The following is a 10779-nucleotide window of genomic DNA, read 5'->3' as shown; positions in this document are numbered from 1 at the left end:
CACAAGACAAAGCTTTGTCAAAATAAAGGCGCTTAATAATTATGTTCTTCAATTCGGCGCTTTTAACAATTTTAGTTCTAAGTTCCATTCAAGATTCAGGATTTCATTTGTTTAACAAACTAATTGAAAAAAAATGAAAGATCCTAATACTTTATAAATTAATTTAATAAGTTAAATAAGTTAAGGTATTATATTGGTATGTATTCTTGTCTTGTTTGAATATTTGAAAATGTTTAATAAACATTTATAAAAAACGAAATATGTTGTATCTGCACCAGATGGTGGGTATTTATAGAGATTGGATATAAGTGAGCGCCACTAAAATCGCATCAGAACCTCTACCTAAAATTTATAAAAATTGCGTTTTATTTTAAATAGGATATGATGTATTCACCACTCAGCTTTGGGGATTAACTCAGTTGGGCTAGAGCGTGTGCATGGCATGCGTAGCCGTAATCCCCACCATTACACAGCTTTAAAGCCACTTTTTGACCTTTCTTAGTTCTTTTCACATGCAAACCCAATCTTGTTAAAGAATTTAGTTAATTATTGTAATAATTAATGTTTAGGTTTTGTTATGTCATAGCTTATAATGTTAAGTGAATAGAGAGTTACAAACTTTTAATAATTAATGGAAACTGTAGAACTGCAACAGGGTATCTATCCGTATCTTTTATAGCCTTAAAATGTTAAATGACCTTAGTGTCCTGCCTCGGACATTTTTATTTCACTTAGTATATTATATACCATCCATTCAGAAAATGCGCATAGTGAGCTTATTGGACGCTTCTTTAGAAAGTCTGGGCTTATAAATAGTAAGGTCAAGAAGTGTCGGAAAGTCAATTCAGAAAATAAGGAATAATACTATACAACCGTGAGTTACGAACTTGCGGGAGCGAGAGTTCCTTGATCCTCCGTCAGCATTTTGTTTTTGGAATGCGGATTAGTTAAAATTAATAGCTGAATTTTATGCTCCGGGGCAATGGTGATATATTATCTGAAGAAAACCCGGCAGGGTCGTTACCCGTAAGGCTTAACTGCGTTAAATAGTTATCGTCGTTGAGTTTTGTAACCACATTAAATAGACCTGTTGAAACGCTATTGTCAAGGTTAACAATGGTATAATTTACGCCTGTAAGTAAGTTTACTGATATTTTGCCGTAATTAAGGTATTTATCAATATTTGAAGCGGTATTGTTAGAAAATATAGGGGCGAATAACGCATAAGAACCATTTATTTTAACGCTTGAATTATAGGTAAAGTTGTATTGCCTTGTTACTGTTCCGCCAGTGGTATTTGATAAAGCGAATTTTATGTAATTGCCATTCTGAACTTCATAATTAATAACTGAATATATTGTTGTTCCGGAACTTACGCCCGATAGGTTAGCGTTCTCAGCCATTGTTACCTTATTTAAATAACCATTGGCATCATAGGTAAAGTTTTCAGTTGAAATAAAATTATAGCCATTTTGTATTTGCTGGGAACTATGGCTTATAACCCTTCCGACGGCATCAAGTTCATATGTATCATCGTACATTGTGTTCAGTGTTATTTTGTTGCCGCTATAGGTAAGTATTATGCTTCCTGTACGGTGTCCGTTTGCGTCATAAGAAACTACACTATCAATATTTCCGTTCGCATTATATTTAATGACATCCGATCCGGTAGTTCTGTCAATCGACAGATCGCCCCACACATAATCAGCACCAGAAACTTTCAATACAGCACTACTGGGAGTAACTTGCTGGCCTTTTTTACATGATGTAAAAATTGTAAGCGCGCAAAAAAACAAAGTAAAAAATGTTGACGTTTGGTGTAAAATAGATTTAATGGCCGTAAGGTTTGATTGAATTAATTGATTTGAGATTGGCAAGGCTTAAACAAATGTAAGCTATTTCTTTGATGATACATTGTTGTTCTAAGATGTGTTTCTTTAATTAAGTAAATAAATAATTATGCGGCTCAGCCTAGGTTTGTAGCAATCAAGAAAGGAAACGGAATAGATAGCCATACAGGCTGCTCAAATCCCGAATTGAATATCCAAAAATGATTCAGAAAACACTTTATACTAGGGTGAACACTTTTTTGGATATGATTTATTTGCTACACTTCTTCAATAAAATGGGTTCTTAATATCTTTTTTTGCAACTGTAGCAAAATGCGTTGATTGGGAAGGATGGTTTTAGTATTCTATCCTCACTTCTTATAAGCTTACATAGTTTGAATAACAATTAGTAATTTCTCTAATTCACCATGTTTTCATTTTAAATGGTGGAAGAAACCCAATCATGTCTGACGGGTTTTAATGATTGTTTTGAGCATTGGTTTGGAACTGTATCTTCTTCTTTGTTTCATGAAGCTTTACTTTTTGATAGCTATTTTTTAGCCAATTCACAACGTTCCATATACTATCCGGTTTACGAAAGAAATCACTTTGAATGTGCTTAACAAGTCCATTGTAGTGAATTATTAATTCTGTTTCAGGAAGGTCTATGTTTACGTTGTAAGTTGTATCCATCTGTTTATATTTTATGTGTTCCAACTTCATGTTCAAGGTGTCCCAAAATCCTTTGGTTACTTTACCCAAGTAATAACCTTTTAAACTTGCATATCTTCCACCGTAATACTTATAATTTAAATTGTTGTCAATGCTAATAGCTGTAGATTGGCAAGTACCATAACACCCACTTGTTGCTATCTCGATTTTGGTGATCTCATTCTTTCTTGGCACGTACATAGTCCAACTTAGAAAGACAATCAACACAGACATTATTACTGCTAGCTTCAACCCTTTTACATCTTTTTCCATTCCTCTTCATTGTTGTATGCTTTATTGGCCTTTCGAACATTAAAGAGTATCCATATAGGACAGGCAACACACATCAAAAGTGTGTCAAGGCAATAGCCGATGTCTTGATATTTAGGGGTCTCATCAAAAGGTGGAGCATCATATATTTAAAAAGGGATAAATAATAAGACGAGAACAGACATTGCAGTCAATAACTTTCTGTACCTTATAAAGTAAACATACGTTCCTGTGTCAATAGGTTTGTTTTGTGCCATTGCTTTTTTAGTTAAGTCTAATTCCTTTTTTCATACGCTTGACAGCTCCAGTAAATTTCAGTTTCTGCATCACAATAAAATCCTTCAAATGGATGCTTAGAAAGTATAGATTCTATTGTTTCTTTATCGGAACATAGCAATGTATGATGGCTATCCCAATGACTAGTATAAAGAATTTCATTCTTATTGGTATACCAGTTTTCGCGACCGCTCCATTCCAGCACTATATCATCCTTAATTAGGAAATCAGGTATATAGGTAAGTTTGCGTTCGTATCCATACCCATCTGCTACAAACATATAATGATGCCCTTGTTCCTGGATGCCCAATAGCATCTCACTTCTTAAGGAGTCTTGGAAAAGCCCCTCAGAGGGAATCCATATATCATTTAAGGTGCAAACAGTTTGTAGAATTTCTACATCCTTTTCGTTCTTCCAATTTTTATTAAGCCCACCTATACTATTTCTCATCGCTATATCCAACTGGTTGAGATCATTAAACCCTGTTAATGAAACCATTTCAGCCCATGTATAAGTCTTGGTAATTTCCTTTTTATCATTCATGCTGTAGAATGGATGCAACATAATGTAAACCGAGTCGAAATAGCCCCTGTAAAACTTCAGGATAGGTGTGTCTGCGGGTGCACAAATACAATCATGCTTCGCTTCAAAAGGTGGCTTATTGATAGCAGATGCCTTAGCTGAGTTTACTGTTTGATCTTGTGCCATTGGGTTTGATAGGTTGTTCTAAGGTAGCACATTTTTATTTTATAAGGTAAATGTATATACCCTTTGATAAAAAAATGTACTCGTATAAACAGTATGACGAGTTCGCAGTGATAGTGTTAGTCTAGCAAAATAACAGTATCAAATACTTTGGTTCGGTATTTCACAATCGTGTCTATTCCGGGATGGATTCCATACTTATTGCTATCAATTCCAAAAGGGACATCGTAAGCTCTATAGATTTGCATGATACGTCTGGATATGTCTTTATCCTTAGTTTTAAGATATGCTTGACAAAGGCAAAGAGCTAGCTTGTTATTTGCTATTGGGTAGGCCATATCCATTGTGTCAACGTTGTAGTAATAATGAAAACGAACTTTACAATCTTTATAAGCAAGGGTATGGCATCGTTTTTTATTCCAATAGCTTCCGCAATAAATAAGCAAGCCTAAGAATATTAAAATGCAGATTATGATACCAGTCCATTTTCTTTCATCCATATCATTAATACTTACTTGGATAGAAGGTAACCCTTAGCTTTAAAGTTTCAGATTTGAATCATGTTAATCTGCTATACTTTTAGTGAAAAATGGGTTCTATACCCCATCTAATAAACTGTAGTAAAATATCAATCCAAGAAAAAACGAAAACTTACATTTATAGAGGGTGTTAATTATTTGGATTGAAGCAGTATCATCTTGCTTGATTATTTAAAAGTGTAGGCTTATAAATAATCACAAATCTTTGCTTGCAATTATGTACTCACTCTATCCCGCTAATACTTCTTTGTACAGCTGCACTTGTAAAACATCCGCATGGCTATACTCACTCACGTTCTGCTACAACTTTATCCAAAGAAAACTCAATTTAACGGCGTTCGGGATAGGGTTGGAATAATTTGGATATTCCGGGAGGCTTGACCATGATATCCAGTGCGCTTTGGACCATCAGTTTGTGTTTGCAATTAAGAAAATCGCAATTAACAATCAATAAATTAACATGGTCAAAGTGTTACGGAATTATGTGTTTGCTATTTCGCAACGAGGTGATCGCAGGCTCCGTAGTATCCAAATTTAATAGGGAGGTGAAACGGACTGCTGGATATTTTCAAGGCAGAAATTGTTGGAGAATCAACTTCATTGTTCGAAGTAGAAAAATTATATTTACGATTTAATAGATCTGGCATTTCTCCGGATAAGGACAAAGCGTGTATATCTTATACTTTGGTATAGTTTATCGGATACTTTAGCATGAGGAAGTAGCCGATTTACACTGGTTATTAAATTCCAAATTCTTGTATACGTCAGTTTCATATAACTCATCTGTTGCCCGTAGTCCGGATCTATAGAAATAAGAGCACGTGGCTTTTTGACAGAACCCGGGTCGGGTGCATAAACGCCAAATTTTATTAATACAGAGCAACCATAATCAAATAAATCTTCTTTTTTTTCTGCGACTGCCAATGCTCTGGCTTCTTTCCAAAAAGATCGGTCGGCTTTAATATTTATAACAGCTATATCGATGATCCAGTTTAAGTTATCTCTATTCCCATAATTCACAGCATGTATAATAAGCATAAACACTTCGTAAGCAAGTTGAGGCCTTCTGGCATGCGTAAGGCCGCTATAGTTTTCCAGATGAAGCCATAAATCATCTGAAAATCGCATAGAACAGCGTGACCCTACCCGCCAATGCAGATCTATATGGGTATCGTTCTTCTTGTGTGCACAGGAGATGGCATGGTTGAAATCAAGAAATAGGTTTGTGCTTTTTTGTAAAACAAATTCTGAAGGTTCGTGTGGTAAGTAATCCAAATTTTTAACAATTTGCAGGGCATTTTGCAGATCCGAAGGTTTTACCAGTAGGTCAAAGTCAGCCATAGGCCGAAGCTCCTCGCGCTCATAGTGCATTTTTATAGATGCTCCTTTAATAATAACAGCATCTATTCCCGCCTCAAAAAGTGCTCCCTCAACTTTTTTAAGCTGGTGGGATATATGTTGGGTTCTCAACCACCAATGCTTATAAATAACTTTCAAGCGCTTGTCGTGCCTGGAGATAATTCCATGTTGCTGGTTGCCATAAAAAAAGTAAGGTATAAGCCGGGATGAGCTGAAATCAAGGTCATCGATCAGCACCTCATCTTCCCAATCATGAACAGCATGTTCACGTTCTTCCTTAACAATAGCAAGGCAAGCTCTAATCATTAATTGCTGCGCCCTGGTTAAATTGTCAATGGTGTCAAAACTCTTTAATTTCATCTGCAATGCTTTCAAAGCCAGTTTGGTGGCTAATAATTATGATAATGGTTTTAGCCTTAATCGTTAAAATTTCCCGCTTTATTTCATTTATGGCATACTCATCCAGATGATTAAGGGGCTCGTCCAGAATTAACAATTCCGATGAACGCAATAGTTCCCGTATCAAAGCAACCCGTTTGGCTTCGCCGCCAGATAAGCCTTCCCCTCTTTCGCCCACCATGCGATGTGCTGCTTGATTCGAAGTTGGCAGTAATCTCGACAACCAACTTCCCTGTAGCTTATTCCATGCGTTTTCGGGTTCTGTATGCCCAAATAGTGCATTTTCTTTAACGCTACCCATAAATATGGGCGAATCCTGATCTAAAAAGGCAAAGCGGTATCGCAAATGTCTCAAATCCTTCCAATCTATTACAAGATCATTAATAACCAGGCTTCCATGTTGTGGATGGAGCAATCCCAACAGAATGTGCGCTGCTGTTGATTTGCCACTACCATTGTATCCCTTCCATAGATATATTTTACCAACTTCTAAATCGATATTTACATGATCAATAGCAGGTTTGTCATCATAGCAATAGGACAGATCACGAATAACCATTTTTTGTATGGGGGGCAACTTGCTTAACGGATGTTCAATATCGGTTTGTTCGTCATTTAAGGTAAAAAAAGCCGAAATGGCCCTTAGTGCTTCCTGTGCTTCTATAAAACTGTTTAGTGCAGCTGGCATTTGCATAACGTTGCTTTGTATTATGGTAACAACAAGTAACACCAGCAATAACTCATTAAGGGTTACAACACCCAGGCGAACCCACAATATACCAATGATGAAAACTGCAATACGCACAATATTGGCGAGTAACTGGTTCATATTACGCCATTCTGCCTGGCTTGTAAGTAATTTTGTATTGGAGTTTAAAAACAGATTGGAGTTTTTTAAATTAGATGCTACTGAGGTTTCGTAGGCCCTGTCCATTTTGATTAGATCAAACTGATCAACACATTTGGCTATCCAATGATGCTGCGCTCGCCAGGCATGGTGAAATTGTTTCAAGAGCGGCCTGGTTTTTATCGTTGAAATATAATGGCCAATCCCCATCAATAATAATCCGCCGAAACAGATTAAGAACAATGGCCAACTGATGAATATGATAAACAGACTAAGTACACCAGCAATAAGGCTATTTATAATAAGTGATTCCAGTAAGGCAGCCATTCCGGCACGTAAGCGCCAAGTTTCAACCATCAGCATATCAAAATAGTATACTCTATTATTTCTGTGGAAGGTTAGCCAATCAAGAGCATTCATCTTCTTCCATATCCGATCAATGAGCTCAAGGGTGAATTCTTTTAGTATCTTGATATTTATTTTTGATTGCAAGTGCGTACCGATAGCAATTAGTGCCAGCATAAATGCCACTAAAGTAAGATCAATCAGGATTTGAGTATAGGTCTTTTTCCCAATTTCTTTTAGTGACCGGTATAAATAAAAAGGCCAGGCTGCAGAAATAGCCACACGCGATGCGCCATAAAAAATGGACAACAACAATTGTTTTCTGGGCATCGAGTTAAAAAAGCGAAACCAGTATTTGAAGTTATTATCAAATTCGTTTTTGTTATTACCCTGCATTTTTTCTCTTTTCATCCAAATGCGTTTTTATGAGTTTTAGAAATGCATTTTTAGGTGCCGAAGCAGTGGTATTGTGCTGATGTACCCTCCGAAAGGTCAGTACTTCGTCTAACATAATAACAGGTTCTTCAGCCCTTATTATTCTGCTAAACCAATCCACAAAATCACCTATTGACACGTTTTTATCAAATAGTCCATACGTTTTAAAAATGCTTCTTTCACCTAAAAATGAGGTTTTCGCATATCCTTTCAACGGTTCCGGCCGTGCACTATGTGTCTTGTGACCACCTTGATTAAAACTTTCAAATTCTTGCGTCAGACAAAAACAAATTTTTGCCACGCTTTTGGTCAAAACCTGCATTTGTTTTTCCAGTTTCTCTTCATGCCATAAGTCATCTGCATCCAAAAAAGCAATATATCCGGCGGCAGAATAGTTTATCGCCGCATTCAGCGTAGCAGACACACCCTGATGCTGGCCTGCTAATATTTTAATACGGCTGTCTGTTTTACTTAATTCGGAAATAATCAACAAGGTATTATCGGTTGAACCATCATCAGCAATGATAATGTTCACCTGTTTCCAGGATTGTGCCTGTACCGACACAATGGCTTCTTCAATATACTTTTCACCATTATAAACGGCTATAATAACATCGATATCAGGATAGTTCATCGCTCTTTTATTTGTCTGTATAATAATCCTAAAATTTCTTTGCGTAATACTGGTTTATTTTGACTCGCGTTATCTCCATGGAACCATTTTTTTAGTAATAGCCTATCTACATTACTTTCCTTGTATTTTGCTTTGCGGAGTCTCCGAATCAACTCAAAATCGCTGCTCACTTCAAGCGATTCATCAAACATGCCCACACTAAGTAAGGCCTGTTTTCTAATCAACAAAGCACTTGGTACAAAAGCACGATGTTCTTCCATTAATTTTTCACTAAAGTTAGCTGGTAGCGTCACGCCATCGTGGCAAATGAAGCGTTGATTACAAGTAACAAAAACACAATAAGGATCCTTTTTCAATAGATCCCATTGTTCTCTTAATTTGGAAAAAATCCATTCATCATCCTGATCTAAGAAGGCAATGATTTCACCATTGGAATGCTTTATACCAGTGTTACGTGCAGCCGCTACTCCTGCGTTTATCTGTCGTATAATTATCGCTTGTGGATATTGTGCCGCGACAAAGTCGGCACCATTATCTGTAGATCCGTCATCAACAATAATGAGCTCCCAGTGAGTATAAGTCTGGTTAAATACACTATCTAAGGTTTTTTTGATAAGGTCTTTCCCATTATAAAGCGGGAGAATAATGCTAATCAAAGGGTCTTCCTGATCGATTCTGAAATCTTTTACCTGTGGCATGAATTGACTTTGTAGGTTGTTCTTTCTTCTTTTAACGGACTGGTGCAAAATTTTTAAAAGCTGTAACTCGTCTATACCTTTATTTACTGACATGTTTTTTCCATGCACATGATACAGTAATGTTGTGGCTTCAGAAATAACGATACCGATATTTTTTTCTCTTAAGCGACACCACCAATCCACATCTTCGCTATAGGTTAACGAAACGTCAAAAAACAGATCTTTTTCAAATAAGTTTTTTCTGACCAGCAATGCACCCAAGTGTACATGGGTAATTCTACTTTCCTCGTCTTCAAAAGTCATATTTATATCAGGTAATCCATCCTGCACCATGTATTTTATTTTGCCACCCGCTACCGCTATTTCGTTTGACTCAAAATAAGGTAATAGAAGGCTCAGTTTATTTGGGGGCCATTCATCATCTGCATCCAGAAATCCGATCAGGTTACCTTTAGCCGATAGAATACCTGAGTTCCGCGCTGCGGCAGGGCCTGATTTTCTTTTCATATGCAACAACCTGCATACCGGAAAATCTCTTATCAACTGATTTAATTGTTCAAGGTATTCATCGCCAGATGCGTCATTTACAATAACTATTTCAATAGAATAGCCATTGGGTGCATCCTGAGCTATCAAACTTAAAATTGCTCTTCGTAACTCACCTCCATTGTTATGGGTTGGGATGATGATGCTAATTTGATGAAAGCTCATGTTTTAAAAAATGATCGAATGATGCTACAAATTGTTTTGTATCGTTGCCAAGGTGCCAATGGTAAGCTGGCAGCGCAGAAGAAATGCGCATTAACTTTTGATAAGACGTTTGCCGGTTGTGGGGCAAATGGTGAAGTGTAGTAGGTGCCATGGCCATAAGTGCACTCGATGGATTTGTACTTTCAAACTTGGTTATTTCCTGATGAGCAACTTTAGGTAGTAAAATTGCGTTTATGGTCGAATAAGAGATTCCTGCTTCTGGAAACAGATCATTTATGTCGAAAATCGCTTTTTGCTCTTGATATTCTGTTTTATTTTTAATGTATGGTTTCCAGTCTAAAAAACGTTGTTGAAGGTTTTCTGGCTCTATTTTAGCAGTTTGATAAAGCGAAAATACTTTTGGTTGGCCGGTTAGTTCTATCCATACGTAATCATCTCCTAAGTAATCATAACCGGCACTAAGGAGGTTAAGGCAAGAAGTTGATTTCCCTGAGCCACTTGGCCCGGTAATTAATATACCCAATCCGTCTTTTGCCATTGCACCGGCATGTACCAGTTGCGCGGGCAAGTCCTTTGTCCAAAAATGAAATAGAACTCTAAAAGAAAAGGTACACTCCCACCATGGCACATCTTCGGTTTTTCGAGTCCAGTATATGCCAGTACGTTTACTTTTTGAATAAAGAAATAGTTGTGTTTGCCAAGGCTGAAAAAATACCTGTATATCATCCTGGCAAATAGTATCGTTAAACCCTTGTGCATTAAACCCATGCCAGGGTGGTGCCTTAAGCTTTTGAGGTAAATGTTTGTCTTCGGCATACCAGATGGTTAAGTCTGGTTGATTTATTTCTTTTATATCAATAAGGTGAGCTAAAGACGGCAGAAGCCGGTCGCGCAAATCCATTGTCGGTGTACGCAAATGTATACTGCGATTTGCAAGCGATAGCTGATCGGTATGGTAGGAGGGAATCGCTTCAAATAAAGATAAGACCTCGTCGAAGTATTTATTGGGAGTCAATTGCT

9 protein-coding genes are annotated in these 10779 nt (G+C 37.0%); all 9 read right to left on the bottom strand.

Annotated features, from left to right (window positions below):
• Positions 1-953 precede the first annotated feature (953 nt).
• Positions 954-1877 carry a hypothetical protein gene (locus GSQ74_RS00135; RefSeq protein ID WP_158988814.1) on the bottom strand — a complete coding sequence of 308 codons (924 nt, stop codon included), beginning with the start codon at positions 1875-1877 and terminating at the stop codon, positions 954-956.
• A 429-nt stretch (positions 1878-2306) separates the two neighbouring features.
• Positions 2307-2741 (bottom strand): DUF6438 domain-containing protein, encoded by a 435-nt coding sequence (locus tag GSQ74_RS00130; protein WP_158988812.1) that lies wholly within the window; start codon positions 2739-2741, stop codon positions 2307-2309.
• A gap of 343 nt (positions 2742-3084) precedes the next feature.
• Positions 3085-3795, bottom strand: a complete 711-nt coding sequence (locus GSQ74_RS00125) for a DUF2711 family protein (RefSeq protein ID WP_158988810.1) — start codon at positions 3793-3795, stop codon at positions 3085-3087.
• 116 nt (positions 3796-3911) lie between these two features.
• Positions 3912-4292 carry a hypothetical protein gene (locus tag GSQ74_RS00120; protein WP_158988808.1) on the bottom strand — a complete coding sequence of 127 codons (381 nt, stop codon included), beginning with the start codon at positions 4290-4292 and terminating at the stop codon, positions 3912-3914.
• A 663-nt stretch (positions 4293-4955) separates the two neighbouring features.
• Positions 4956-6050: a nucleotidyltransferase family protein gene (locus tag GSQ74_RS00115; RefSeq protein WP_158988806.1), complete on the bottom strand. Its 1095-nt coding sequence runs from the start codon at positions 6048-6050 to the stop codon at positions 4956-4958.
• Positions 6031-7692 carry an ABC transporter ATP-binding protein gene (locus GSQ74_RS00110; protein WP_158988804.1) on the bottom strand — a complete coding sequence of 554 codons (1662 nt, stop codon included), beginning with the start codon at positions 7690-7692 and terminating at the stop codon, positions 6031-6033. The genes GSQ74_RS00115 and GSQ74_RS00110 overlap by 20 nt, the downstream gene beginning before the upstream one ends.
• The gene (locus GSQ74_RS00105; protein ID WP_158988802.1) at positions 7667-8350 is read right to left on the bottom strand and encodes a glycosyltransferase; all 684 of its coding nucleotides are present in this window, start codon (positions 8348-8350) and stop codon (positions 7667-7669) included. Before GSQ74_RS00105 ends, GSQ74_RS00110 begins: the two co-directional genes overlap by 26 nt.
• Positions 8347-9759: a glycosyltransferase gene (locus GSQ74_RS00100; protein ID WP_158988800.1), complete on the bottom strand. Its 1413-nt coding sequence runs from the start codon at positions 9757-9759 to the stop codon at positions 8347-8349. Before GSQ74_RS00100 ends, GSQ74_RS00105 begins: the two co-directional genes overlap by 4 nt.
• Positions 9740-10774: a hypothetical protein gene (locus GSQ74_RS00095; RefSeq protein WP_158988798.1), complete on the bottom strand. Its 1035-nt coding sequence runs from the start codon at positions 10772-10774 to the stop codon at positions 9740-9742. The genes GSQ74_RS00100 and GSQ74_RS00095 overlap by 20 nt, the downstream gene beginning before the upstream one ends.
• Positions 10775-10779: the final 5 nt, after the last annotated feature.

Origin of the sequence: Mucilaginibacter sp. L196 (genome assembly GCF_009765905.1) — a bacterium.
In the GTDB taxonomy this organism is placed as follows: domain Bacteria; phylum Bacteroidota; class Bacteroidia; order Sphingobacteriales; family Sphingobacteriaceae; genus Mucilaginibacter.
Note: the sequence above shows the minus strand (reverse complement) of the source record. Positions and strands in the feature narration are given on the sequence as shown.

What these genes read in the sequence shown, in the direction of transcription:
- GSQ74_RS00100 (WP_158988800.1), bottom strand. Translation starts at nt 9,759, where the DNA reads ATGAGCTTTCATCAAATTAGCATCATCATCCCAACCCATAACAATGGA.
- GSQ74_RS00120 (WP_158988808.1), bottom strand. Translation starts at nt 4,292, where the DNA reads ATGGATGAAAGAAAATGGACTGGTATCATAATCTGCATTTTAATATTC.
- GSQ74_RS00110 (WP_158988804.1), bottom strand. Translation starts at nt 7,692, where the DNA reads ATGAAAAGAGAAAAAATGCAGGGTAATAACAAAAACGAATTTGATAAT.
- GSQ74_RS00125 (WP_158988810.1), bottom strand. Translation starts at nt 3,795, where the DNA reads ATGGCACAAGATCAAACAGTAAACTCAGCTAAGGCATCTGCTATCAAT.
- GSQ74_RS00105 (WP_158988802.1), bottom strand. Translation starts at nt 8,350, where the DNA reads ATGAACTATCCTGATATCGATGTTATTATAGCCGTTTATAATGGTGAA.
- GSQ74_RS00130 (WP_158988812.1), bottom strand. Translation starts at nt 2,741, where the DNA reads ATGTACGTGCCAAGAAAGAATGAGATCACCAAAATCGAGATAGCAACA.
- GSQ74_RS00115 (WP_158988806.1), bottom strand. Translation starts at nt 6,050, where the DNA reads ATGAAATTAAAGAGTTTTGACACCATTGACAATTTAACCAGGGCGCAG.